This is a genomic window from Rathayibacter sp. AY1E3, from assembly GCF_002932235.1.
Classification (GTDB): domain Bacteria; phylum Actinomycetota; class Actinomycetes; order Actinomycetales; family Microbacteriaceae; genus Rathayibacter.
The window spans coordinates 1-23285 of sequence record NZ_PSVN01000024.1 but is presented as its reverse complement, the minus strand read 5'-3'; the positions used below and the strand labels follow the sequence as shown (position 1 = coordinate 23285).

Below are 23285 nucleotides of genomic sequence, written 5' to 3'. Positions count from 1 at the left end.
CGTCGCCCCCCGGCGCTGTCAGGCGCCGATCGAGCCCGCCGTGCGCAGCGGCATCACGTCGGGCTTCTCGGCGGTGCTCGCGATCGTCACGACCGCCTTCTCCTCGTTCGAGCGGAGCACGGCGTCCATGATCTCGAGCACGTGCAGGGCCACGCGGCCGGAGGCGCGGTGCGGGCGGTCCTCCGCGATCGCCTCCGCGAGGTCGGCCAGTCCCACTCCGCGACCGGTGTCGATCACGCCGGCGGAGTCGGGGACGACCCGCCAGTCCTCGTCGCGGACGGCGACCTCGACCGGGTCCGAGAACATGTTCGGATCCGGGACCGAGATGGTGCCCTCGGTGCCGTAGACCTCGAACTTCGGGGCCCGGCTGCGCCAGACCTCGAAGCTCACGGTGACGGTGGTGGCGACTCCGCTCGCGTGCTCGAGCAGCGCGGTGATGTGCGTGTCGATCGTCACCTCGATCGGCGTGCCCGCCTTCGGCCCGGTCTCGATCGTGCGCGGGCGGTCGGAGCGGGTGGCCAGGCCCGTGACGCGGACGACCGGCCCGAAGAAGTGCACGAGCGCCGTCAGGTAGTACGGGCCCATGTCCAGCAGCGGGCCGCCGCCGGGCTGGTAGTAGAACTCGGGCGCCGGGTGCCAGCGCTCGTGGCCGGGAGCGGCCCAGTGCACCTGCGCGGCGATCGGGGTGCCGATCGCGCCGGAGTCGAGGGTGAGGCGCGCGGTCTGCACGCCGGTCCCGAGCACCGTGTCCGGGGCGCTCGCGAAGCGCAGGCCCAGCTCGTCCGCGAGGTCGAGCATCGGCGCGGCCTCGGCCGGGTTCAGCCCGAGCGGCTTCTCGGCGAAGACGTGCTTGCCCGCCTTCAGGGCGCGGGTGCCGATCTCGACGTGCGCCGCCGGGATCGTGAGGTTCAGCACCGCGTCGATCTCCGGGTCGTCGATCAGCGCGTCGACGGTGAGGGCGCGGACGCCCTGCTCGTCGGCGACCTGCTGCGCCCGCTCCTGGTTCAGGTCGGCGACCGCGACGAGGCGGAGGCCGGGGAAGGTCGGGAGGTTCGCGAGGTACTGCTCGCTGATCTTCCCGACGCCGATGATGCCGACTCTCAGCGGGACGCCCACAGCATTCCCCTCTCGATGATCGTGCGGACGTTGTCGTCCTGGAGGATCTCGACGCGGTGGCCCGGCGTCGAGACGAAGATGCGGCCCTCGCCCCAGAGGCGGGTCCAGATCGCGGGGGAGGTGATGGGGCGCTTCCACGGGTCCCACGGGCGGACGGCCTGCGTGGTCGTGGCGAGCACGTCGTTGTAGTCGTCGTGCAGCACCCAGTACTGCTCCGTGACCAGCTCGAAGTCGGTGATGCCCTGCGTGATCGGGTGGTCGGCGGCGAGTGCCGTCATCTCGATCGTGTGCGGCATGTAGTTGTCCGACTGCTCGCCGGTGCGCTCGTCCGGGTGCTTGCCGGGGTGCGAGGCGAACTGGCCGCCGATCAGCTGCAGGTAGTCGGAGTTGTCGCGGTAGGAGTCGGCGATCCCGCCGTGCCAGCCGGCGAGGCCCGTGCCGCGCTCGACCGCCGCGCGGAGGCCCAGGAACTCCTCCCACTGGATGGAGGTCATCGTGTTCGACTGCACGATCAGGTCGACCGTCCGCATGTAGGCCTCGTCGGCGTACACGGCGGTCGACTCCTCGACGCGCACGTCGTAGCCGTTGTCGCGGAGGAACGGCAGGAACAGCTCGGTCGCCTCGACCGGTTGGTGGCCGTCCCAGCCCCCTCGGACGACGAGGGCCGTCTTGCCGGGAGTGGTCGGGGAGTGGTCGGTCATCGTCGTCCTCACGTGCGGGCGGATCACTCCGCGGTTCGTCATCGAACAGGACTTGCGCAACTTCTGTGCGGGAGCCCCGGCGTCCGACCATCATGCACCGCGGTTCCCGGCGGGAGCAAGCCGTCCGCGCGCCGGTCCAGTTGCGAAAGTCGGTATCCGCTACGGTGAGCACATGCCCGACCACGACGACGTCTCCGGAGCGACCACCCGCCCGACCATGGCGCTCATCGCCGAGCGCGCCGGGACCAGCGTCCCCACCGTCTCGAAGGTGCTCAACGGCGGCACCGACGTCTCGGAGGCGACCCGTCTGCGCGTGATGGAGGCGGCGCACGCGCTCGGCTACCGCCGCCGACCGCGCCTGCGCCCGCCGGTCGAGGATCCGCACTCCGCCCAGATCGTCGACGTCGTCGTCGGCCACATCGGCGGCACCTGGATCGGACCGGTCCTCGAGGGGATCGAGGCCGAGGCCTCCGCCGCCGGGGTCGACCTGGTGCTCACCCGCGCCCGCGACGACGGCGCCTGGATCAGCCGCCTCCTCCGCCGCCCCTCGCTCGGCGCCATCGTGGTGCTGGTCAACGTCTCGGCCGCGCAGCTGCACCTGCTGACCACCGCCGAGCTGCCCGTCGTCGTCGTCGACCCCAGCACACGGCCGCCGGCCGACGTCGCGAGCATCGGCGCGACCAACTGGGACGGGGGCCGCATGGCCGCCGAGCACCTGCTCGACGCCGGCCACACCCGCTTCGGCGTCCTCGGCGGCACCCGCACCCAGCTCTACAGCAGCGCCCGGATCGACGGCTTCACCACCGCGCTCCGCGCCGCCGGGGTCGAGGATCCGCGCGTCGCCTACTGCGACTGGGACCGCGAGCTGGCCCGCGAGGCCGCCGGGCTGATGCTCGCCGAGCCGGACGCGCCGACCGCCTTCTTCGCCTGCTCCGATGTGATGGCGCTCGGCGTCTACGAGGCCGCCGACGACGCCGGCCTCCGCATCCCGCGAGACCTCAGCGTCATCGGCTTCGACGACGTCGAGGAGTCGGCCTGGGCGACCCCGCCGATGACCACGATCCAGCAGCCCATCGGCGAGATGGGCGCCATCGCCTTCCGGATGCTGCACCAGGCGCACCGGTCGGCGACCCCGCTCGCCTCGGGAGCCTCGGCCACCCGCATGGAGCTGGAGACGCGGCTGATCCGCCGCGCCTCCGTCGCACCCGTGCGCGTCTAGCGCCGCCCGCTCGCCCTCCCACCCCGCCCCCTCGGGATCGATGCGTCACGAACGGCCCCTCTCCCGCGCCCGTGACGACCGTTCGTGACGCATCGACCCCGGCGGGCGCCGCGGTCGGTGGCGACCCGGGTCGCACCGCCTATGCTGCCCGGATGCGCAGCGCGACCGGGGGGATGGTGGTCGCGTCGTTCGTCTCGCGGATCCTCGGGTTCGTCCGGCTGGCGCTCCTGGTCGTGGCGGTCGGCGGCACGAGCGCGTCGGTCGGCGGGCAGGTGTTCGAGGTCGCGAACTCCGCGCCCACCTACCTGTACGGGCTCATCGCGGGCGGGGTGCTCGGCGCGGTGCTCGTGCCGCAGATGGTCCGGGCGCGGGCCGACGGACCGGAGGGCGTGCGGACCCTCGAGCGGCTGCTCACCGTGTGCCTCGGCGGAGCGGCGCTCCTCACGGCCGCCTGCACGCTCGCGGCGCCGCTGATCGTCGGGCTCTACGCCGGGGGCTGGTCGGCCGACTGGGCTCTGCTCGCCACCCAGATGGCCTACTGGTGCCTGCCGCAGATCTTCTTCTACATCGTCTTCGCCGTCTTCTCGCAGCTGCTCAACTCCGCCGAGAAGTACGGGCCGGGCGCGTGGGCGCCCGCCTGCGCGAACGTGATCTCGGTGCTCGGGATCGCGGTGTTCCTCCTGATCCACCCCGAGGCGGCGTCGACGCCCGCCGACGAGTGGACGCCGGAGATGGTGGCGCTCCTGTGCGGCACTGCCACCGCGGCGATCGTGGTGCAGGGGGTGATCGCGGTCGCGTTCTCGCGGTCCGTCGGCGTCCGCCTGCGGCCGCGCTTCGGCGTCGCCGGGCTCGGCGGAGTGTCGCGGGACGCGGTCTGTGTGTTCCTCGGCGCCCTCGTCGCAGAGGTGTCGTACATCGTCGTCTCGAACGCGGCGACGGCGGCCGGCCAGGCCATGAACCGCGCCGGCGTCGACGGGCCGAGCCTCAACTCCTTCTCGAGCGCGCAGCTGCTGCTCCTGCTGCCGCACGGCATCCTGGTCGTCTCCGTCGCCACGGCGATGTTCACGCCGCTCAGCCGGGACCTGCACCGCGGCGATCGGGCGGCCGCGGCGGTGAACCTCCGACGGACCGAGGACGCGGTGCTCGCCGTCACTCTGCTCGCGACGCTCCTGTTCGTCGCGGCGGCGCCACTGCTCACGCAGCTCGTCTTCGGCACACCGGTGATCGGCGGAGTCCTGCAGCTGCTCGCCCTGAGCCTGGTCGGCTTCAGCCAGACCTACGTCCTCAACCGGGCGATGTTCGCGCTGGGTCGGGCCCGCGACTCGCTGGCGACCCAGGTCGTCTCGGCCGTCGGCGTCGCGGCGGGGGCGCTCGTCGGCGGGCTCCTCCTGCCTGCCGAACTCGTCGTGCCGGCGATCGCGGGCGGCACCGCCCTCGGGACCACGGCCGCGTGGGCCCTCGCCCACTGGCTGGTCCGGCGCCGGATCGGCGTCGTGCCGCAGCCGACCCGGGACCGCCGCGCCGCTCTCGTCGCGGCGCTGGTCGCAGCCTGCGCGTCGGTGCCGCTCGGCCTGCTGCTCGCCGTGCCCGCCGACCGCCTCGCGGCCGGCGCCGTGCTGCTGCCGGTCGGACTCGCGATCACCGCCCTGTTCGTGGTCGTGCACCGGGTCGTCGGCGGGCGCTGGCTCTGGTCGCTGGTGCTCGCGCCGCTCTGAGGGGCTGCGCCTGCGGTCCCGCAGCCCCGACCCTCAGTGCCCCGCGCCGAGGTTCCCGGCGAGGCGGCCGTGCATCCGGGTGGAGGCGTCGTTCATGCCCGCGATCACGGCGCGGGTGCCGTGGCGCTCGTACTTGGTGGTGACGGCGTCCAGCGCGGCGACGGTCGAGGCGTCCCAGATGTGGGAGCCGGAGAGGTCGATCACGACGTGCGCAGGGTCCTCCGCGTAGGAGAACTGCGTGGTGAGGTCGTTGCTGGAGGCGAAGAACAGCTCGCCGGTGACCGTGTAGTGGGCCGTCGATCCGTCGGCCGAGAGGGTGCGCTCGACGGTGGCGAAGTGGGCGACCCGGCGGGCGAAGACGACCATGGCGGCGAGGACGCCGACGACGACTCCGATCGCCAGGTTGTGGGTGAGGACGACCACGACGACCGTGGCGATCATGACGACCGTCTCGCCCACGGGCATCCGCTTCAGGGTCGACGGGCGGATGCTGTGCCAGTCGAAGGTCGCCACCGAGACCATCACCATCACCGCGACCAGCGCGGCCATCGGGATGATCGCGACGAGGTCGCCGAGCGCGACGACGAGGATCAGGAGGAACACGCCGGCGAGGAAGGTCGAGATGCGGGTGCGGGCGCCGGACGCCTTCACGTTGATCATCGTCTGGCCGATCATCGCGCAGCCGCCCATGCCGCCGAACAGGCCGGAGAGCACGTTCGCGGCGCCCTGCCCGAGCGACTCGCGGGTCTTGCGGGAGGGGGTGTCGGTGATGTCGTCGACGAGCTTCGCGGTCATCAGCGACTCGAGGAGTCCGACGAGCGCCATCGCGACGGCGTACGGCGCGATGGTCGTGAAGGTCTCCCAGGTCAGCGGTACGTTCGGCAGGAACAGCTCGGGGAGGCTGCGGGGCAGCTCGCCCTGATCGCCCACGGTCGGCACGGCGACCGCCGTGACGACGACCGCCGCGGTGATGAGGACGATGGCGACGAGGGGCGCCGGAACGGCCTTCGTCAGGCGCGGCATCACGACCATGATCACGATGCCGACGGCGACCAGCGGGTAGACCAGCCAGGGCACGCCGATCAGGTTGGGGATCTGCGCCGAGAAGATCAGGATCGCCAGCGCGTTCACGAATCCGACCATCACGCTGCGGGGGATGAAGCGCATGAGCTTCGCCACTCCGAGCAGCCCGAGCACGATCTGGAACACGCCCGCGAGGATCACCGTCGCGATGAAGTAGTCCATCCCGTAGTCGCGGGCGACGGGGGCGATCACGAGGGCGACGGCGCCCGTGGCGGCGGTGATCATCGCGGGGCGTCCGCCGAGGAACGCGATCGCCACGGCCATCACGAACGACGAGAAGAGGCCGACCCGCGGATCCACGCCCGCGATGATCGAGAACGAGATCGCCTCGGGGATGAGCGCGAGCGCGACCACGAGGCCGGCGAGGACCTCGCGGGTCAGGATGCGGGGGGTGCGCAGCGCCGTCATCACGGTGGGCTCGGCGTGCGGGCGGGCAGGGGTCTTCGAGGCGAGGGCCATCGCGGCGGCTCCAGGGAGTGGGAGGGGTGCTCGACGAGGAGCGCGGAGGGCTGCGGCATCGGGTCGGCGGAAGCGGGCGGGGATGCCAAGCTTGCAGAGGCGTGTCAGCAGCACGGGCAACCCTACCCTCACGTAAGGGTAGATCTGAAGGGGTGAGCAGGATCGGCACCATGCACATCGGCGAGCTCGCCGAGCGGACCGGCCTCTCGCTCCGGACCCTGCGCCACTACGACGAGATCGGCCTCGTGAAGGCGTCCGGCCGCACCGAGGGCGGCTTCCGCCTCTACACGTCCACCGACTACGACCGCCTGATCCTCATCCGCCGCATGAAGCCGCTCGGCTTCTCGCTGGAGGAGATGGCCGCGCTGCTCCGCGTGATCGACACCCTCGAGGCCGAGGGCGACGACGCGCCGGCCGAGGTCCGCGCGCAGCTCGACGGCTTCGTCGCGCAGGCCCGCGAGCGCCGCGAGGCGCTGAGCGCCCAGCTCGCGATGGCCGACGAGTTCGTCGAGCTGCTCACCAGCCGCTGAGCCCGGCCGCCGAGCCCCGCCGCCCGGCCGCCTGCGCGATCGATGCGTCGCGAACGGCTCCCGTTCGCCTCCGATGACGACCCTTCGCGACGCATCGGATCCCCGGGAGCGCGGGAGAGCCGCTCAGGTCGCGGTCGCGTCGGGGAGCTGCTCCGGGCAGTCGCCGCCCGGCTCGGTGGCGAGCTCGAAGTGCCAGATCTCGTTCGCGTAGATCTGGCAGAGCCCGTAGTCGGTGCCGTGCTGCGCGAGCCAGCTGTCCGCGTCCGTGTAGCCGATGTCGACCGCGCCGCCGGTGAGGTGGGCGGAGGAGGTGACGGATGCGACGCGGCGGCCGCGGCCCGACGGCGGCCGTCAGCCGCGCGGGCCGCGGGCCAGCAGGGCGTGCAGCAGCGGCAGCGCCGACGCGATCATCAGCACGGTCCCGAAGCCGCTGTCGTCCGGGCGCACGACGGCGCCGGCGATCAGCAGTCCCGCGAACAGCACGGCCGAGATCACGCGGCGGACGGTGCCCTCGAGCCGGTTCAGCCGGCGCTCGATCGTGGGGACGGTGACCGCGAGCTCGCCGTCGTCGAGGGTCGTGACGAGCTCGTCGAGCCGGCGCGGCAGGCGCCAGATCAGGCCGAGCGTGTCGACGGCCTGCTTGCCGACGTCCTGCACGACGGAGCCGCGCTCCTCGCGGATCAGCTGCTGCGCGTAGGGCTCGACCGAGTCCCACAGGTTGAAGGCCGGGTCGAGCGCGCTGCAGACGCCCGAGGTCAGCGACATCGCGCGGATGACGAGCAGGAAGTTCTCGGGGAGCTGGAACGGCAGCGCGCGCACCACGTCGCCGAACTGCACGGCGAAGTCGCGGAACTCGCGCGGGTCCACCTCCCGCAGCTCGGCGAAGCCCATGCCGCCGAAGCGGGCGAAGAGCTGCGTGAGCGCCCGCTCCAGCTCGCGGGAGTCGGCCGAGGGGAGGAGGACGCCGACCGCTCGGGCCGCGTCGACGAGCCCCTTGCCGTCGCGGGAGGCGGCGGCGATCAGCATCCGGCGCAGGCCCGCGCGGGTGCTCGGCGGCACCTCGCCCATCATCCCGAAGTCGATGAAGGTGAGGCGCCAGGGCAGCTCGCCCCCGGGGGTCGGCGTGACGAAGACGTTGCCGGGGTGCGGATCCGCGTGGAAGTAGCCGTTGGTGAAGAGCTGGTCGAACATCACGGCCGCGAAGACCGGAGCGACCTCCCGCGGGTCGATCCCGGCGGCCAGCAGCGCGGCGTGGTCGGTGATCTTGATCGCGGTGACGTCCTCGAGCGTGAGGACCTTGCGGGTCGAGCGCTCCCAGACCACGTCCGGGACGGCCACCCGGGCGTCGCCCGCGAAGTCGGCGGCGAAGCGGACGGAGTTGGCCGCCTCCTGCAGGTAGTCGATCTCCTCGAGGCTGGTGACCGCGAACTCCTCGACGAGCGCCGGGGCGTCGACGCGGTCCGAGACCAGGCGCACGTGGCTGAGCCAGCCGCCGACGCGGCGCAGAGCCGCGAGGTCGACCTCGACGATCTGGTCGATCCCCGGCCGCTGCACCTTCATGATGGCGGCGGAGTAGCCGGTGTCCTCGGCGTCGACGGGGGAGAGCCGGGCGCGGTGGGCCTGCCCGAGAGAGGCGGCGGCGACGGGTGACTCGTCGACTCCGGCGTACGCGCGCTCGAGCGGCAGCCCGAGCTCGGACTCGGCCAGCGCCCGGATCCGCGGGAACGGGACGGGCGGGACCTCGTCCTGCAGCCCCTCCAGCTCGCGGGTGATCTCGGGCGGCAGCACGTCCAGGCGCGACGACATGAACTGGCCGACCTTGATCATCAGGCCGCCGAGGTCGACCGCGAGCACGTGGAAGCTGCGGGCGAAGCGGCGCATCCGGCCGGGCCGGGTGCGGAGCGCGACGCGCGTGAGCCCCACCCGCGGCAGGAGCAGGTCGAAGAACCAGGTGACCGCGAGATGCCACGCGGCGAAGCGGAGGATCCGGCGGTAGCGCCGCCGGTCCTCCCGCTCTCGGTGGCCCGGGGCGGCAGGACCCGGGCTGACCGAGGCCACCCGGGTCAGTCCTGCGCGAGGATCGCGTACAGGCGGCGGCGCACGTCCTCGAGTTCGGCGACGGCCTTGCGGATCTGCTCGGGGGTGCCCGAGCGTCCGACCTGGGCCGCGGCCTGGGCGAGCTCGAGGCCCGCCTTGGGCAGGGCGCCGAAGTCGACGTGGTCGGAGTCGTTCCACGGGGTCGAGGTGCCGTGCTCGGCGACCGTCGCGCGGCCGGCGTCGGTCAGCGTGTAGGTCTTGCGGCCGTTCTGCTCGTCGGCCGTGATGAGGCCCTCGTCCGCGAGGAGCTGGAGGGTCGGGTAGACCGAGCCGGGGCTCGGCTTCCAGTCGCCTCCGCTGCGCTCCTCGATCTCGCGGATGATCTGGTAGCCGTGCATGGGCTGCTCGGCGAGGAGCGCGAGCACCGCGGTGCGCACGTCCCCGCGGCCGACCCGGGAGCCGACGCGCTTCTCCATGCGGGAGCGGGCCTGCTCCATCGCGCGCCAGATGCTCTCGATGGGCGTGCCGGTGCCGAACGCGCCGGTCGATGACGATCCGTTCATGATGACCTCCTGTTTCTCCGAACGATACTCAGCGATATGGGTGGCGACTGTGAACGACTGCCGCGTCGGCTCAGAGCTTCGCGAGCTTCGCCCGGGCGACGAGGAACAGCCCGTACATGACCAGTCCCGCGCTGACGAGGGTCAGGGCGATCGTGCCGTACGGAGGGACGTCGAGGAATCGGATGGCCCCGTCGAGCCCGGTCGCCTGGCGGGCGTCGCCGGTCAGCGCCGCGACCACGAAGATCCCGCCGGCCAGGCCCAGCGCGAGCCCCTTCGTGATGTAGCCGGTCGCGCCGAGGATCAGCACGGCGGTCCCCGTCGGGCCCTCGGGGATGCGGACGAGCTTGCGGAAGCCGCGCCGGATCCCGATCGCGACGAAGCCGATCCCGCTGCCCAGCACGATCCCGCCGACGATCACGAGGATCACGACGCCGACCGTGCTCGTCAGCAGCTCGGTGTTGATGCGGCGTATCGTGGCCGAGGAGCTCGTCGAGCCGCCGAGGGCGAAGACGAGCGTGGTGCCCGCGAGCGTGAGGGAGGCGATGCCCTTGCCCGACTCGACGATCCGGCGGCCCAGGCGGGCGGGGAGCCCCGGCGCGGAGGAGCGCCCGCCGAGGGAGAGCTGCCAGAGGCCGAGCGCGACCAGCCCGATCAGCGCGGCCCAGACCACCACGAGCCCGACGGGGGAGTCGGCCATGCGCCCGATCGCTCCGGACGCGTCCGCCTCCCGCGAGGTCTCGTCGCTGACCGCGACGCGCAGGGCGAGGCCGCCGATCAGGAGGTGGATCAGTCCGTTGACGGCGAAGCCCGTGCGGGCGAGGCGCCGGAAGCGCCGGGTCCGGACTCCGGCGCGCGGCGACGGCACGCTCGCAGTGGACATCGCGCAACCCTCTCATCCCCGGCGGCCCCGGCGCCTCCTGACCCGCCGACGCGCGCTTGGCAACCCTCTCCGGCCGGGGTGCCCGAGTCGTGGGATGGAGGTGCGGCGCGGTTCGCACCGCAGCAGGACGAGAGAAGGAACCCCATGCGTGCACGCCGACGTCGCGCGGGCGGTCGCCGAGGGCCGAGGCGGGGCGGACGTCCCGGACCGGTCCCGGGCAGGGGAGGGCGGCGACGATGACCGGAGCGACGCTCCTCGTCCGCCGCCCGTCGAGCCCGGCCTCGCGGGTGCTGGTGCTCCACGCGACGGCGGTCGAGCTGGAGCTGCTGGTGGCCGCGCTGCTCGGACTCGCCGAGGCGACGCCGTGCCTCGACGTGCGGGTGGCGGCGAGGTCGCGGGCGGCGGTCCTGCTGGCGACCGTCGATCCGGAGGCGGTGCTGCCGCTGGCCGAGGCGCGGCGGGTCCGCGTCGGGCTCCGCCGCGAGCGCGAGGAGCTGGAGCGCGGCGGGATCGGGTGCCGGCACGTCGTCGAGGCGCGGGCCGGCCGTCGGTAGCTCCGGAGCGGGTCCGATCGGCCGCCGGCCTCGCGACGAAGTCCTGACGGAGGTCGTCCACCGCCGATGTGCACCGCGCCGTCCCGCCCCCGTCAGCAGCAGCCGCAGGCCTCGGAGTCCTCCCTCGTCAGCGCGGAGATCGGCGTCGTGCAGGACTCGCCGCGCCAGGCCTCCAGGCCCTCGCGGATGGCGACCGCGGCGATCACGAGACCGGCGACGGGGTCGGCCCACGTCCATCCGAGCGTGCTGTTCAGCAGCAGGCCCACCAGGACGGCGGCGGAGAGGTACGAGCAGAGGAGCGTCTGCTTCGAGTCCGCGACGGCCGAGGCCGAGCCGAGCTCGCGGCCGATCCGGCGCTCGAGCAGCGAGAACGCGGGCATCACCAGCAGGCTGACGGCGGCCAGCACGATGCCGACGGGGGAGTGCTGGGCCTCCGAGAATCCGAGCAGCGCCCGGACCGAGTCGACGGCGACGAACGCGGCCAGGCCGAGGAACGAGACGGCGATCACCCGCAGCGCGGTGCGCTCGCGCGCCTCCGGATCGCGGCCCGAGAACTGCCAGGCGACGGCCGCGGCGGAGAGCACCTCCACCACGGAGTCGAGGCCGAAGGCGACGAGTGCGGTGGACGACGCGACCGTCCCGGCGGCGAGTGCCACGATCGCCTCCACCACGTTGTAGGCGATGGTCGCGCCGACGATCCAGCGGATCCGCCTCTGCAGCACGCGGCGGCGGGCGGGGAGGAGCGGAGCGCGCAGGGCGGTCATGCGCAGCGGCAGTCGTCGCCGGAGCAGCAGTCCGGATCGACGACCAGGGCCAGGCGGAGCAGGTGGTCGAGCGCCCCGGCGATCCGGGTCTCGGCAAGCCGGTACCAGGTGTACCGCCCGTCCTTCACGGCCTCCACCAGCCCGCATCCGCGGAGGCATGCGAGCTGATTCGACATCACCTGCCGCGACACCCCGAGCGCGTCCGCGAGGTCGGAGGGGACGGCCGGAGCCTCGCGCAGCGCGAGCAGGATCCGTGACCGGGTCTCGTCCGCCAGGGCGGATCCGAGGCGCGCGAGAGCAGCGGAGTGGGTGAGGGTCGCGGTGGCGGGCACGGAAGCGACGATACACGCGATGCTGTATCGAGCGCGAGGGCGGTGGTCTCTCCTCGAACGGGCGAGCTCCCCTCCTGCTCCCCCCGTCGGGTGGGCGGACGGGCCGCACTGCCGCGGATCCCCGGGGCCGGCCTCCACCGCGCGCCCCGAGCGGCCCGCGCGCCGTGCCAGGATCCCCTTGATCACGGCGCCCGTCCGCCGCTCCGCCGCTCGGTCTCCTGGAAGGGCCACGGACCCGCCTTGCTCGATGCCACGACCCTCCGCGTCGCCTTCGGGGTCACCGCCCTCACCCTCTTCCTGCTGTTCGCGCTGGTCACCTACCGGTCGACGCGCTCGTCCTTCAGCTTCTGGTGGTGCACGGCGCTCGCGCTGTTCATGGGCGGCTCGCTCGCCTACCTTCGCGACGGCACGGCCGACCAGGTGTGGGCGAATCCGCTCGGCAACGGGCTCATCGTGGCCGGCGCCGCCGCGGTCTGGGCGGCGAGCCGCTCCCTCCGCGGCCGGCCGACGCCGTGGTGGCTGGTGGTCGCTCCGACCGTGGTGGTGACGGGCGTGTCCAGCCTCGACTCGCCCGCCGTCAACGACTGGTCGGGAGGGCCGCTCTACCTCGCCTCGATGGCGCTCCTCATCGGCCTGTCGACCCGCGAGATCACGCTGCTCGGCGCCGGACGCTCGCGGACGCGCTGGCCGCTGCTGCTGAGCTCCGGCGCCCTCTCCCTCTACTACGCGCTCCGGTTCGCCGTGTTCCTGGCCGCGGGGCTGCGCAGCGAGCTGTTCGCGACCTGGTTCGGGACCCCGACCACCACGCTGATCACGCTGGTGCTGCTGGTCGTGGTGTCGTTCAGCATGGCGTCGCTCAGCGGCGAGCAGGTCGCGCAGATGCTCACCGCCGGCGCCGCCCGCTCGCGGCAGGAGCTCGCCGACGGCGAGAGGGTGCAGCGGCGGCTCGAGCCCCGCTCGGTCCCGGACCTCCCGGGCTACGACGTCGCCGGCGCCTGCGTGCCGAGCGGGACGGTGAGCGGCGACTTCTTCGACTGGCGCTGCACGCCCGACGGGCTCGCCGTCACCGTCGCCGACGTCATGGGCAAGGGGGTCGGCGCCGCGATGATCGCCGCCACGGTCCGCGCCGCCCCTGCGCGTCACTCCTCCCGCCCTCGGCCCCGCGGCGACGATGGCGCTCATCGACCGGGTCGTCGAGCCGGACCTGTCGGCGAACGACGCGTTCGTCACGCTCCTCCACCTGCGGCTCAGCGCCTCGACCGGCGACATCGCGCTCGTCGACGCCGGGCACGGACTCGGGATCGTCTGCCGCGCCGACGGCTCGCGCGAGCGCATCCCCTCCGCCCATCTGCCGCTCGGCCTCCTCGGCACGCAGGAGTGGGAGCCGACCGGCCTCCGGCTCCACCCCGGCGACCTGCTGCTGATCTGCAGCGACGGTGTGCTCGACCTCTTCGACGGCTCCCTCGCCGCCCTCGACCGGGTGGCCGACGCGGCCGTCGCCGCCCCCGCGACCGCCGCCGACGCGGTCGCCGGCGTCACCCGCCTGGCGGCCGAGGGAATGCTGGCGGACGACGTGACCGTGGTGGCGATCCGGCGGACCTCGGGGAGCTGACCCGGCCTCAGCCCCGCCCCGCCTGCAGCCGGAGCCCGGCCAGCAGCAGGTCGAGGCCGGAGCGGAACACGTCGAGGTCGTCGTGCGTCGCCATGACGTCGGCCGCGTGGTGGCCGAAGGGGAACTCCTCCGGATCGAGGGCGCGCCAGCGGTCGGCCAGGTGCTCGAGGAACTCGCCCCTCTCCATCCCGCTCTCGAGAAACTCGCGGGGCGGCGGCTGCGCCAGGTCGGCCGCGACTCCGACGACGTAGCTGACGATGGACGACACGGCGTGGAACCGCTGCCGGGGCGTCAGGTCGAGAGCCATGAGCTGCTGCCCGAGGCGCTCGTACATCGCCATCGAGTTGGGCTGCACCCCGGTCGTGCGGAGCATGTAGAGGCCGAACCAGGGTCGGCGGACGCACTCGTCGAAGAGGGCCAGTGCGACGGCGCGGACGTTGTCGATCGGGTCCGGCCCGTGGGTGAGCGGCTCGCTGTCTGCGAGGACCCGACCCATGACCTCGTCGGTCGCCCGCTCCAGCAGCTCGTCGCGGCTGCCGACGTACCAGTAGATGCTCGCCACGCCGCCGCCGAGTCGGGCCGCGAGCGCGCGGAACGTGAGGGCCGACTCCCCGGACTCGTCGAGGATCGCGATCGCCTCGGCCAGCACGGTGTCGAGCGAGTGCGACGCTCGGCGGCGGCCCCGGGCGGGGGAGGGCGCGGCAGCGGTCTCCGTCGGGCGATCTGCAGGCATGGCTTGCATCTTACCGAACGGCGTTCCATACTATCGAACGCCGTACGAGAGTCGAACGGCGTTCGATAGGAAGGCGCCTCGATGTCCGCTCCGACGACCACCTCCGCCGAGTCCCGCGCTCACACCTCCCTCCGCTCCGCGGCACTCCCGCTCGCCGCTCTCTGCCTCGCGTTCTTCGTCGAGATGGTCGACAACACGCTGCTCTCGATCGCCCTCCCGACGATCGGACGCTCACTCGACGGGTCGACCGCCGGACTGCAGTGGGTGACCGGTGCCTACTCCCTGACCTTCGGCGGGCTGCTGCTGACAGCCGGGTCCGCCGCCGACCGGTTCGGCCGCCGCCGCGTGCTCCTCACCGGCCTCGCCGCGTTCGGGCTGATCAGCCTCGCCGTCGTCCTCGTCACCGACATCGGCCAGCTGATCGCCCTCCGCGCGGCGCTCGGCTGTGCCGCGGCCGCCATGGCGCCCGTCACGATGTCGCTGGTGTTCCGGCTCTTCGACGACGAGAGGCTCCGCATGCGGTCAATCACGATCGTGATGATCGTCGGGATGTCCGGCATGGTCCTCGGCCCCCTCCTCGGCGGCTCGATCCTCAGCACCGTCAGCTGGCAGTGGCTGCTCGTCGTCAACGCCCCGATCGCGCTGCTGGTCTGGATCGGCGTGCGCCTCGGAGTCGCCGCGGACCAGCGCGCCGACCTCACCTCCGGTCGGCTCGACCTGCCGGGGACCGCCCTCACCGTCGCCGCGGTGGGGCTCGGCTGCTACACGCTCACCAGCGGAGTCGAGAACGGCTGGCTGTCGCTCCTCACGATCGCCTGCGCCGCGGGCACCGTCGCCGCCGTCGCGGGATTCGCCGTCCGCGAGCGCCGCGCCGTCTCGCCCATGATCGACCTCGCGATCTTCCGCGCCGGCCCCGCGCGGGGAGCGGCGCTCACGCAGCTCGGCGCCTCGGTCGCCTTCGCGAGCGTCCTGTTCGGCCTGATCCTGCACTTCCAGTACGCCTACGGCTGGAGCCCGGTGCGCGCCGGCCTCGCGAACCTGCCCGTCATCGTCACGATGCTCGCCGCCACTCCGGTCACCGAGCACCTCGCCGCGAAGCTGGGGCACCGCGCGGCCTGCCTGATCGGCACCGGGCTCCTGGTCGGCGCGCTGCTCGGGATGTCCTGGGCGGTGGACCGGGGCTACCTCGCGATCGCCGTGATGATGGTCGTGATGACGGTGGGCCTGCGGACGATCATGACCATCTGCGCCGTCGCCCTCGTCGAGGCGATGCCCGCGAACCGCACCTCGATCGGTGCGGCGCTCAACGACACGGCCCAGGAGATCGGCACCAGCATCGGCACGGCCGTCGTCGGCACGCTGATCGCCGCACTGGTGGCGACCACCCTCCCGGCGGGCGCGTGGAGCGCGGACCTCGTCCGGAGCTTCTTCGCGGGTGAGCGGGTCGCTTTCCTGGTCGTGGCGGTCCTCGTCGGCGTGATCGCGACGATCGGCTCGCTGTCCCTCAGCGACTCCCGCTCCACCGAGGAGCCGGCGGCGGCCTAGTCCATCGGGTCGCGCCGGGCGTCCTCGAGGTCGGCGATGTCCGTGTACTCGAGGAAGTCCAGCGGAGGGATGTCCGTCATCTCCTCGCTCCACGAGGGACGGGCCGGCTGCATGCGGCGCGTCTCGAGCTCGATGTGGGCGATGACCTCCGCGGAGCGCCGGACGCTCAGGGCAGGACGGTTGACAGCCGCCCGTCGAGTCCGGTGGGGGAGGTGTCGCGCGGTGGAGCCCGCGCTCAGAGCTGCGCGAGCAGCCTCCCGCACGCCTGCTCGCAGCGGCGGCAGGCCTCGGCGCAGATCCGGCAGTGCTCGTGCATCCCGGCGTGCTGCTCGCAGTCGTCGGCGCAGGCGCGGCAGGCCAGGAGGCAGGCCTCGACGAGGGCGCGGACGGCCGCGGATCCGACGACGCCTCGGCGCGACAGCACGGCGCCGGTCGCGGCGCACACGTCGGCGCAGGCGAGGTCGGTGCGGATGCAGTGGACCAGCTCGGCGACCGACTCCTCGCCGAGGCACGCGTCGGCGCAGGCGGTGCAGGTGAGTGCGCAGGCGCCGCACGCGTCGATGCACTCGGCCAGGACCTCCGGATCGACGCCTCGCAGCTCCTCGGGGTGGCTCCGGATCATGTCGCTCGTGCTGCTCATGGCGCGTCCTCTCGTCGTGACCCCGGCGGGTCGATCGGTCCGGGCGACGCTACGGGCCCGCCCGCGACCGGGCGAGGGCCTGGCCAGGCACCGCGGCCGGTGATAGCCGCGCGGTCAGCCCCTCACGACGAAGGCGTCGTGGATCAGGTTGCCCCCGGTCGCCGCCGGATTCCGTGTGCTGCCGCGGGTGATCGTGACGGTGTGGGTGCCGGCGGGCAGGGTCCCGCTGGTCCAGACGGTCTGGGCGGAGCGGGTGGTGGCGCTGTAGCGGTCGACCGAGGCCACGAGGACGCCGTCGAGGCGGACCTCGTCGATCCCGGACGTGCTGGACCGGCGGCTCACCCACGAGACTCCGGTGCCGGTGAAGCGGAGGGTGGCGGAGGCGCCCCCTGTCGACGAGAAGGAGACACCGCCGCCGCTGTCCGCGGAGGAGGAGGTGGTGGACCAGGTGCCCGTGACGGCGACGGCCGGCGAGCCGTTCTGGTGGGTGCCGGCCCCGACGGCGGCGAGCGGAGTCGCGGTGGCGGTCGGCGTGGAGGTCGAGGTCGGCGCTGCCGTCGCGGTCGGCGTGGGCGTGGCCGTCGGCACCGGGGTGGCGGCGCTCTTCGCGAGCACGATGGACGCCGTCCCTCCCTTCAGCCCGCTCGGCCGGAACGTGATCGTCGTCGCGGTGCTCGTCCTGCTCGTCACGCTCAAGGCGGCGCTCGAGGACACCGTGCCCGCGGTCGGCCGCGCGAGCGTCACGGTGAGCGCGCTCGTCGAGACCTGCGTCGGGTCGACGGTCGAGACGGTCACCGTGTCCGCGTCCTCCCGGATCGAGACCAGGCCGGCGCCGGTGATGCTCGCGACCCGGGTGCCTCCGACGAGCACGGGGCTCGTGGTCCCGGCCTTCCACGACACGGCGCTCACGGTGCCGGTCGAGCGGTCGCGGGCGGCGCTCAGCTGGGGGGTGTTGCTGAGCACGGTCACGTCCGGGTCCACCGCGTACGCGGCGGTCGCCGCCTCGGAGGCGCCGGGGAGGACCGTGTACGCGTACGAGGCGCCGGTCGGGTTCGTGCCGTGGCTCGTCGTGAGGGAGTAGTAGTGGCCGGTCACCGGCGCCGTCGGACCGGCGGCGCTCACGGCGCTCCAGGCTCCGGTGCGGGTCCGCCCCTGCGCGGTCAGGGTGATCGGCGTCGGGAAGACGTAGCCCACCGACTCCGCGGAGCCGGTGATCGAGGCCCAGCGGGCGGTGCTCGTGGCGGTCGCCTCCGCACCGCGGAGGACGCCGTCGACGCGGAGCCTCGCGTCGGGAGCGACGTCGCGGCGGTCGTCGATCACCGTCTCCGCGCGCCGGCGCACCCCGTCCCAGCCGGTCCCAGACATGTCGGTCGCCGTGATCCCGGAGCCGAGCGCGAGGATCTCGTCGTCGAAGGTGAACCAGGCCTTCTTCGCGACCAGGCTCACCGACGCCGCGTCGAAGTCGAGCGCCGCGATCCCCGTCCGCCGCGACGGGCTCTCGAGGCTCCCGGTGAAGGTCGTCGTCGGGCGGGACGACGCGCCCTCGCCCGCGCTCCGGACGATCGTGTCCTCGGTGGTGCCGGGCATCCGGTACGGGTTCGCCGTGGCCCAGTAGCCGTCGTCGTACTGGCGCCCGCTGCCCAGGTGGAGCGAGGTCGCGCCGTCGCCGGTGTACCAGCCGCTGCGGTTCTCGCCGTTGAGCGACTCGTAGCGGGCGATCCGTGTGCTCGACAGGCCGACGGCGAAGCCCGAGGTCGCCGTGGTCCGCGTGAAGCGGTCCATGCCGGCGAAGGCCCGGACGCCCGAGCCGATCGGGGTCGCGGTCAGGCCCGTGTCGGCGAGGACGAGCCGCGCGCGCACGACGTCGCTGACGGATCCGGCCGTCTCGATGCTCACGGGGCTGCCGGCGTTGCAGGCCAGCCAGCTCTTCGCCAGCGCGTTCGTCCGGGTCCGGACCGCGGGCGGGGCGCTGTCGGCGAGGCGCAGCACCGCCGCCTGCAGCTGGACGCCGACGTCGCCGTCCTCCGACTCCGCCCGCGCGGTCTCGCGGCCGCGGACCGTCGACATCACGGCGCCGCACCAGGTGACGGGGGCGAAGGAGGAGGCGAGCCGGTCGTACACGCCGAGCCCCTCCGGGCTCGTGATCTCCCAGCGGGAGCCGTCGAGCAGCGAGTATAGGTCGTCGAGGGTGTCGAGCATCGAGAGCCCGTACCCGCCGCTGTAGGCGAAGACGCTGTGCTGCACGAAGGAGCCGTCGGCGTGGAAGCCGTCGCCGGACGCCACCGTCCTCAGCGCCGGGTCGATGCCGGCGGCCGCCTCCGCGATCTTCGCCGGCTGCTTCAGAAGCACTGCCCGCCCGGCGATGACCGCCGCCGTCCAGACGCGGTTGGCGCCGGTCCGGGTGACGGTGTCGGCGAAGCGCGTCGAGGCCGACAGGTAGGCCTGCACCTGCGCCGCCGAGAGGTCGGGGTAGAGGAGGGCGGTGATGCTGTTCAGCTCGAGCGGGATGCCGATCTGCTGCTCCCACCAGCGGGAGGTGCCGGTGGTGGAGCGGTTGTAGCGGTTCGCCGAGAGCCAGTCGGCGGTCGTGACGACGTCGCGGAGGAGCGCCGGGTCGCCGCTGAGGGCGGTGCCGGGGGTCTTCAGCGCGGTCGCGAGGACGGTGACCCGCTTGTAGGCGGTCCACACCTCCACCGCCGAGGTGCCCGTGACCAGATCGGGCCAGGGCTCGCCGCCGTCGGTCTCGAGCGTCGACCAGTAGCCCTCGGCCTCGGCGACGAGGCGGCCCTTCGCCGCGGCGAGGCCGCCGACGCTCCCGCTTCCCGGGATCGTGCCCGTCAGATCGGCGACGAGGGCGAGGCGCATCGCGTCGTACTCGTCGCCCGCCGAGTCGACGGCGGACGCTGTCGGCGCGGTGGCGAGCGGGAGGATCAGGACGGTCACGAGCAGGAGCGCCGCAGCGAGTGGGCTCCCGCGCCGGGGCGCGTCGGATCGAGAGGGTCGGTTCGTCTCCGCGCGCGATCGGCGGAGGGGACGCGGCTGAGTGGGCACGGGCGCTCCTGAGGCGACGCCCACGAGCCTGCGGGCTTCGGGTGCTCGCGGGTCGCCGGGGGAGCGTCGGGTGAAGATTAGGGGTCCGCTCCGTCCGGCGGCAAGAGGCGGAGGCGAGGACGGCCGGGATCGGCCACCGCCGACGCTCCCGACCGCGCGATCTGCGACAGCCGTACCCCGTGAGGGGTACAGAGGCGCCGAAGGTCCCCCACCCGTCAAGCGGGGCGATACGGTCGGAGGTGCGTGTGCGCTCCGGGGAGTCCCGGCGCGGCGCGCAGGGGGAAGGGGGCACGGATGATCGAGGCCGAGCAGGATCCGCGGCTGGTGGCGCTCGAGGCGCTCGAGATGATGGGGTCGGCTCCGGAGGAGCGCTTCGACCGGATCACACGGATGGCCGAGGAGCTGTTCCGCGTGCCCGTGGCCGAGATCCACTTCCTCGACGACACCACGCTGTTCACGAAGTCCCCGCAGCGTCCGGACGCCGTGCTCGCCTACCCGCGCGCCGGCACTTTCTGCGACGCGACGCTCGAGAAGCGCACCACCTTCGTCGTGCCGGACCTCGGTGCCGACGAGGCGTGGGCCGGGCACGAGCACGTCGCGGGGTACCCGCACGTCCGCTTCTACGCCGGGCGGCCGCTGTCGGTCGAGGGCGACCTTCAGCTGGGCACCCTCTGCCTCATCGACTTCGTGCCCCGGAGCCTCACCCCGGACGAGCGGCAGCTGCTCGAGGAGTTCGGCGAGTGGGTCGAGCGGGAGCTGCGCGACACGGCGGAGCGCGACCGCGCCGCCGACATGCAGACGCAGATGGCTCCCTCCTCCCTCCACCACCCTGCCGGCTACGAGCTCTCGGGGCTCTCGCTGCCGCGGTGGACGATCACCGGCGACTTCTACAGCTGGCGCGGCGACGACGAGACGGTCGACCTGACCCTCGTGGACGTGATGGGCAAGGGGACGGCAGCGGCGATCGTGGCCGCGTCCATCCGCTCCGCGTTCCGGGCGCGCCTGGGCGGCGACCCCGACGCGGTCGTCAGCGCGGTGAGCGCGCAGCTGCACGACGACTTCACGGCCACCGAGACCTTCGCGACCCTCTTCCACGGGCGCCTCGACACCGCGTCCGGCCGGATCGACTTCGTCGACGCGGGCCACGGGCTCACCGTCCTCCTCCGCGCCGACGGCTCGTTCCAGCGGCTCGCGGCACTGGGCCTCCCGCTGGGCATCGCGGAGGACGGCGGCTGGATCACCCAGACCGTGGAGCTCGCGGTCGGCGACTCGCTCCTGGCCTTCACCGACGGCGTCCTCGACCTCTACGACGGGACCCTGCAGTCCCTGGCGCGCGCGGTCGACCTCGCCCGCGACTCCGCCGACACCGCCGAGTTCCTGCAGGCGCTGAGGGCGCTCGCCGCCTCCGGCTCCGCGTCCGACGACATCACCGCCCTCGTGCTGACCCGCACGGGCGCCGACCGCTCCGCCGAGAAGGACCCCGCATGACGTTCACGACCGAGACGATCGCCCCCGACATCGCCGTGCTGCGGGGGGAGGGGCGGCTCAACGCGGCCTCGGCTCCGGAGCTGCGCTCGGCCGTCCGCCGGGCGATCGACGAGGGCAGCCCCCGCATCGTCGTCGAGCTCAGCGCGGTGACGTTCATGGACTCCTCCGGTCTCGGCGCCCTGGTCGGCGCTCTCAAGACCGCGCGGCAGGCGGGCGGCGACCTGCGGATCGCGGCTCCCAGCGGGCAGGTCGTGATGGTGCTGCAGCTGTCCAACCTGGACCGGGTGCTCACCCTCTTCGACACCGCCGGCGACGCGTACCGTGACTGAGCGCAGCGTCGGGTTCCGCACGCCCCCGGACGACACCGAGGTCGTCCACGAGATGCTCGCCGGGCTCTGGGGCGAGCGGCCGGACCTGCCGGCCCGCGACCGCATGGCCGTCGAGACGGCGCTGGTCGAGCTGGTCGACAACGTCATCCAGCACGCGACGTCGACGACGACGATCGTCTGCCGCCTCGTCGTGCGCGTCGAGGGAGACGCGATCCACGCGGAGCTGGTCGACACGGCCGATCCGCCGGAAATCGGCACGGGGCCGCGGGAGATGCCGGACGTCTTCGCGGAGTCGGGCCGCGGGCTCGCCCTCATCCAGGCGCTGACGACCACGTTCGAGCACGAGCGCTCGGAGGGGCGCAACGTCTGGACCCTGACCCGGGCGCTGGACTCCTAGCGACTGGCGCGGATCAGCGGATCGTGTGCGCGGTGATGACCGCGGCGGCACGCGCCAGGTCGTCCGCCATGCCGTTCAGCCCGGGGGAGGCCTTCAGCACCTCCGCGCTGACCTCGTCGTAGCGCTCGTCCACCTGCGCGAGCAGCTGCTCCCCGGAGGCGGTGAGGCGCAGCAGGACGCTGCGGCGGTCCTGCGGGTTGGCGAGCCGGTCGACGTGGCCGGCGGTGGCCAGCCGGTCGAGGAGCGCGGTCACGGCGCCCGTCGAGAGGGAGAGCTCGAGACCCAGCCACTTCGGCGTGAGGTCGGGCGACTCGCCGAGCACCTCGAGCGCGGTGAGCTCCGAGATGCCCACGCCCACGCCCGCGGCGATGCTCGCGCGGAGGTGCCGCTGCGCGTTCTCGAGCAGCCGGAGCGACTGCCGCAGCTGCACGGCGGGCGCGTCCTGGTCGACGTCGCGCGGGGTCGGTCTCTCGGTGGTCATTCGTCCTTCTCGGGGTAGGGCTGGGGTCATCGTACGGGTCGCCCTCGGGGGTCCCGGCCTGCCACCCGGACAGGGGGTGAAAGAACGATTGCAATGTATCTTGGTCATCAAGTAACTTAGCGGTCAATCGAGTTCGGCGGACCACCAGCCGGACCCTCCCCCTTCAGCATCAGCCCGCCCCACCCGATCAGGAGTCCTGCCATGTCGACCCACACCGCCAAGTCCAAGCGCGTCCGCTTCGCTCCCCTCGCCATCGCGACGAGCATCGCCGCCGCCGCTCTCCTCTCCGTCTCGATGTCCGGCACCCTGTCCGGCTTCGTCGCGAGCATCTCCAACACCGGCAACACCGCCGCCTCCGGCTCGCTCGTCATGGAGGAGAAGTCGACCGGTGCCAGCCCCATCACCTGCCTCAGCACCGACGGCGGCTCGATCAGCACCAACACCGCGACCTGCGCGACCATCAACAAGTTCGGCGGATCGACCACGATGGTCCCCGGCCAGACCGTCACCACCGCGATCACGCTGAAGAACACCGGCACCGTCAACGCCAACACCTTCACGCTGACCCCCGGCGCCACCTGCTCGCAGAGCAACAACGTCGCGGCCGGCGCCTCCGGCTCCGCCACCGACTTCTGCGGCAAGCTCAACGTCGTGATCACCTCCGGCGGGACCACCGTCTTCACCGGCACCGCCGCGACCCTCGCCGGCTCGGCCGTCAAGACCCTCAACACCGCCCCGGTCACCCCCGGCACCTCCACCCCCTTCTCCATCGCCGTGACCCTCGACTCGTCGGCCACCAACGCCTACCAGGGCCTGTCCGCCTCGCTCCCGCTCACCTGGACCTTCGCGAGCTGATCCCCTCTCCACCCGGCCCGGAGCGCCCCCGCGCGACGGGCCGGGGGAGGAGCGTCCCGCAGCGCTCCTCCTGCACCGCCCCCGAGAATCCCCCTCTCCCCCGAGACCAGGTCGACGGGGTCGGCGCCCTCGGCGCTCACGCGGATGGGGAGGACGCCCGTCGAGACGAGCGTGGCGTTCGTCGTGCCGCTGTCGACGGTG

Annotated in this window: 23 protein-coding genes; 10 read left to right on the top strand and 13 right to left on the bottom strand. The window is 73.2% G+C overall.

Features of this window, described 5'->3' with window-relative positions:
• Positions 1–18 precede the first annotated feature (18 nt).
• Both C5C53_RS15125 and C5C53_RS15120 read right to left on the bottom strand, forming a co-directional pair.
• Positions 19–1116 (bottom strand): Gfo/Idh/MocA family protein, encoded by a 1098-nt coding sequence (locus C5C53_RS15125; RefSeq protein ID WP_104255953.1) that lies wholly within the window; start codon positions 1114–1116, stop codon positions 19–21.
• On the bottom strand, positions 1101–1817 hold the full coding sequence (locus C5C53_RS15120) for a ThuA domain-containing protein (RefSeq protein ID WP_104227162.1): 717 nt from the start codon (positions 1815–1817) through the stop codon (positions 1101–1103). The genes C5C53_RS15125 and C5C53_RS15120 overlap by 16 nt, the downstream gene beginning before the upstream one ends.
• Before the next feature lie 172 nt (positions 1818–1989).
• On the opposite strand from C5C53_RS15120, the gene C5C53_RS15115 reads away from it, so the two are divergent.
• Positions 1990–3036, top strand: coding sequence for a LacI family DNA-binding transcriptional regulator (locus C5C53_RS15115; RefSeq protein WP_104267909.1), 1047 nt, complete (start codon positions 1990–1992; stop codon positions 3034–3036).
• 152 nt (positions 3037–3188) lie between these two features.
• Positions 3189–4751, top strand: a complete 1563-nt coding sequence (gene murJ, locus C5C53_RS15110) for a murein biosynthesis integral membrane protein MurJ (RefSeq protein WP_104267908.1) — start codon at positions 3189–3191, stop codon at positions 4749–4751.
• A gap of 33 nt (positions 4752–4784) precedes the next feature.
• Here the strand turns inward: murJ and C5C53_RS15105 are convergent, their stop codons facing one another.
• Complete coding sequence (locus C5C53_RS15105; RefSeq protein ID WP_104267907.1) at positions 4785–6293, bottom strand: SulP family inorganic anion transporter; 1509 nt, start codon at positions 6291–6293, stop codon at positions 4785–4787.
• A gap of 170 nt (positions 6294–6463) precedes the next feature.
• On the opposite strand from C5C53_RS15105, the gene C5C53_RS15100 reads away from it, so the two are divergent.
• Positions 6464–6823, top strand: a complete 360-nt coding sequence (locus C5C53_RS15100) for a MerR family DNA-binding transcriptional regulator (protein WP_104224294.1) — start codon at positions 6464–6466, stop codon at positions 6821–6823.
• A gap of 351 nt (positions 6824–7174) precedes the next feature.
• Here C5C53_RS15100 and C5C53_RS15090 read toward each other — a convergent pair whose 3' ends face one another.
• The 3 genes from C5C53_RS15090 to C5C53_RS15080 form a co-directional block, all read right to left on the bottom strand.
• A complete protein-coding gene (locus C5C53_RS15090) occupies positions 7175–8881 on the bottom strand; it encodes an AarF/ABC1/UbiB kinase family protein (protein ID WP_104267906.1) in 1707 nt (568 codons plus the stop codon).
• 5 nt (positions 8882–8886) lie between these two features.
• Entirely contained in the window at positions 8887–9423 is a 537-nt protein-coding gene (locus tag C5C53_RS15085) for a PadR family transcriptional regulator (RefSeq protein ID WP_104224292.1), read from the bottom strand.
• Between the two features lie 70 nt (positions 9424–9493).
• Entirely contained in the window at positions 9494–10303 is an 810-nt protein-coding gene (locus C5C53_RS15080) for a DUF1206 domain-containing protein (protein ID WP_104234039.1), read from the bottom strand.
• Between the two features lie 236 nt (positions 10304–10539).
• Here C5C53_RS15080 and C5C53_RS15075 point away from each other — a divergent pair, with 236 nt between their 5' ends.
• Complete coding sequence (locus C5C53_RS15075) at positions 10540–10857, top strand: hypothetical protein (RefSeq protein ID WP_104267905.1); 318 nt, start codon at positions 10540–10542, stop codon at positions 10855–10857.
• Between the two features lie 92 nt (positions 10858–10949).
• Here the strand turns inward: C5C53_RS15075 and C5C53_RS15070 are convergent, their stop codons facing one another.
• The 3 genes from C5C53_RS15070 to C5C53_RS17515 form a co-directional block, all read right to left on the bottom strand.
• Complete coding sequence (locus C5C53_RS15070; protein ID WP_104267904.1) at positions 10950–11621, bottom strand: cation diffusion facilitator family transporter; 672 nt, start codon at positions 11619–11621, stop codon at positions 10950–10952.
• Complete coding sequence (locus C5C53_RS15065; RefSeq protein ID WP_104234042.1) at positions 11618–11953, bottom strand: helix-turn-helix transcriptional regulator; 336 nt, start codon at positions 11951–11953, stop codon at positions 11618–11620. Before C5C53_RS15065 ends, C5C53_RS15070 begins: the two co-directional genes overlap by 4 nt.
• A 722-nt stretch (positions 11954–12675) precedes the next feature.
• A complete protein-coding gene (locus C5C53_RS17515; protein WP_258075436.1) occupies positions 12676–12840 on the bottom strand; it encodes a hypothetical protein in 165 nt (54 codons plus the stop codon).
• 245 nt (positions 12841–13085) lie between these two features.
• On the opposite strand from C5C53_RS17515, the gene C5C53_RS15060 reads away from it, so the two are divergent.
• On the top strand, positions 13086–13565 hold the full coding sequence (locus C5C53_RS15060; RefSeq protein WP_258075439.1) for a PP2C family protein-serine/threonine phosphatase: 480 nt from the start codon (positions 13086–13088) through the stop codon (positions 13563–13565).
• A 7-nt stretch (positions 13566–13572) separates the two neighbouring features.
• Here C5C53_RS15060 and C5C53_RS15055 read toward each other — a convergent pair whose 3' ends face one another.
• Positions 13573–14298, bottom strand: a complete 726-nt coding sequence (locus C5C53_RS15055; protein ID WP_219812210.1) for a TetR/AcrR family transcriptional regulator — start codon at positions 14296–14298, stop codon at positions 13573–13575.
• 81 nt (positions 14299–14379) lie between these two features.
• Between C5C53_RS15055 and C5C53_RS15050 the strand changes: the two genes are divergently transcribed.
• The gene (locus C5C53_RS15050) at positions 14380–15843 is read left to right on the top strand and encodes an MFS transporter (protein ID WP_104267902.1); all 1464 of its coding nucleotides are present in this window, start codon (positions 14380–14382) and stop codon (positions 15841–15843) included.
• Positions 15844–16078: 235 nt separating this feature from the next.
• Here the strand turns inward: C5C53_RS15050 and C5C53_RS15045 are convergent, their stop codons facing one another.
• Both C5C53_RS15045 and C5C53_RS15040 read right to left on the bottom strand, forming a co-directional pair.
• Positions 16079–16483 (bottom strand): four-helix bundle copper-binding protein, encoded by a 405-nt coding sequence (locus C5C53_RS15045; RefSeq protein WP_104267901.1) that lies wholly within the window; start codon positions 16481–16483, stop codon positions 16079–16081.
• A gap of 114 nt (positions 16484–16597) precedes the next feature.
• The gene (locus C5C53_RS15040) at positions 16598–19426 is read right to left on the bottom strand and encodes a polysaccharide lyase 8 family protein (RefSeq protein WP_104267900.1); all 2829 of its coding nucleotides are present in this window, start codon (positions 19424–19426) and stop codon (positions 16598–16600) included.
• 402 nt (positions 19427–19828) lie between these two features.
• On the opposite strand from C5C53_RS15040, the gene C5C53_RS15035 reads away from it, so the two are divergent.
• The 3 genes from C5C53_RS15035 to C5C53_RS15025 are packed head-to-tail and all read left to right on the top strand — an operon-like array spanning position 19829 to position 21748.
• On the top strand, positions 19829–21022 hold the full coding sequence (locus C5C53_RS15035) for a PP2C family protein-serine/threonine phosphatase (RefSeq protein ID WP_104224280.1): 1194 nt from the start codon (positions 19829–19831) through the stop codon (positions 21020–21022).
• On the top strand, positions 21019–21351 hold the full coding sequence (locus C5C53_RS15030; protein ID WP_104267899.1) for an STAS domain-containing protein: 333 nt from the start codon (positions 21019–21021) through the stop codon (positions 21349–21351). Before C5C53_RS15035 ends, C5C53_RS15030 begins: the two co-directional genes overlap by 4 nt.
• Positions 21344–21748 (top strand): ATP-binding protein, encoded by a 405-nt coding sequence (locus C5C53_RS15025; RefSeq protein WP_104267898.1) that lies wholly within the window; start codon positions 21344–21346, stop codon positions 21746–21748. The genes C5C53_RS15030 and C5C53_RS15025 overlap by 8 nt, the downstream gene beginning before the upstream one ends.
• Positions 21749–21761: 13 nt before the next feature.
• Here C5C53_RS15025 and C5C53_RS15020 read toward each other — a convergent pair whose 3' ends face one another.
• Entirely contained in the window at positions 21762–22229 is a 468-nt protein-coding gene (locus C5C53_RS15020) for a MarR family transcriptional regulator (protein WP_104224277.1), read from the bottom strand.
• A 201-nt stretch (positions 22230–22430) separates the two neighbouring features.
• On the opposite strand from C5C53_RS15020, the gene C5C53_RS15015 reads away from it, so the two are divergent.
• Positions 22431–23084: a hypothetical protein gene (locus C5C53_RS15015; RefSeq protein ID WP_104224276.1), complete on the top strand. Its 654-nt coding sequence runs from the start codon at positions 22431–22433 to the stop codon at positions 23082–23084.
• The last annotated feature ends 201 nt before the right edge of the window (positions 23085–23285 follow it).

What these genes read in the sequence shown, in the direction of transcription:
- C5C53_RS15030 (WP_104267899.1), top strand. Translation starts at nt 21,019, where the DNA reads ATGACGTTCACGACCGAGACGATCGCCCCCGACATCGCCGTGCTGCGG.
- C5C53_RS15075 (WP_104267905.1), top strand. Translation starts at nt 10,540, where the DNA reads ATGACCGGAGCGACGCTCCTCGTCCGCCGCCCGTCGAGCCCGGCCTCG.
- C5C53_RS15080 (WP_104234039.1), bottom strand. Translation starts at nt 10,303, where the DNA reads ATGTCCACTGCGAGCGTGCCGTCGCCGCGCGCCGGAGTCCGGACCCGG.
- C5C53_RS15020 (WP_104224277.1), bottom strand. Translation starts at nt 22,229, where the DNA reads ATGACCACCGAGAGACCGACCCCGCGCGACGTCGACCAGGACGCGCCC.
- C5C53_RS15115 (WP_104267909.1), top strand. Translation starts at nt 1,990, where the DNA reads ATGCCCGACCACGACGACGTCTCCGGAGCGACCACCCGCCCGACCATG.
- C5C53_RS15120 (WP_104227162.1), bottom strand. Translation starts at nt 1,817, where the DNA reads ATGACCGACCACTCCCCGACCACTCCCGGCAAGACGGCCCTCGTCGTC.
- C5C53_RS15100 (WP_104224294.1), top strand. Translation starts at nt 6,464, where the DNA reads ATGCACATCGGCGAGCTCGCCGAGCGGACCGGCCTCTCGCTCCGGACC.
- C5C53_RS15035 (WP_104224280.1), top strand. Translation starts at nt 19,829, where the DNA reads ATGATCGAGGCCGAGCAGGATCCGCGGCTGGTGGCGCTCGAGGCGCTC.
- C5C53_RS15105 (WP_104267907.1), bottom strand. Translation starts at nt 6,293, where the DNA reads ATGGCCCTCGCCTCGAAGACCCCTGCCCGCCCGCACGCCGAGCCCACC.
- C5C53_RS15070 (WP_104267904.1), bottom strand. Translation starts at nt 11,621, where the DNA reads ATGACCGCCCTGCGCGCTCCGCTCCTCCCCGCCCGCCGCCGCGTGCTG.
- C5C53_RS15045 (WP_104267901.1), bottom strand. Translation starts at nt 16,483, where the DNA reads ATGAGCAGCACGAGCGACATGATCCGGAGCCACCCCGAGGAGCTGCGA.
- C5C53_RS15050 (WP_104267902.1), top strand. Translation starts at nt 14,380, where the DNA reads ATGTCCGCTCCGACGACCACCTCCGCCGAGTCCCGCGCTCACACCTCC.
- murJ (WP_104267908.1), top strand. Translation starts at nt 3,189, where the DNA reads ATGCGCAGCGCGACCGGGGGGATGGTGGTCGCGTCGTTCGTCTCGCGG.
- C5C53_RS15015 (WP_104224276.1), top strand. Translation starts at nt 22,431, where the DNA reads ATGTCGACCCACACCGCCAAGTCCAAGCGCGTCCGCTTCGCTCCCCTC.
- C5C53_RS15055 (WP_219812210.1), bottom strand. Translation starts at nt 14,298, where the DNA reads ATGCCTGCAGATCGCCCGACGGAGACCGCTGCCGCGCCCTCCCCCGCC.
- C5C53_RS15085 (WP_104224292.1), bottom strand. Translation starts at nt 9,423, where the DNA reads ATGAACGGATCGTCATCGACCGGCGCGTTCGGCACCGGCACGCCCATC.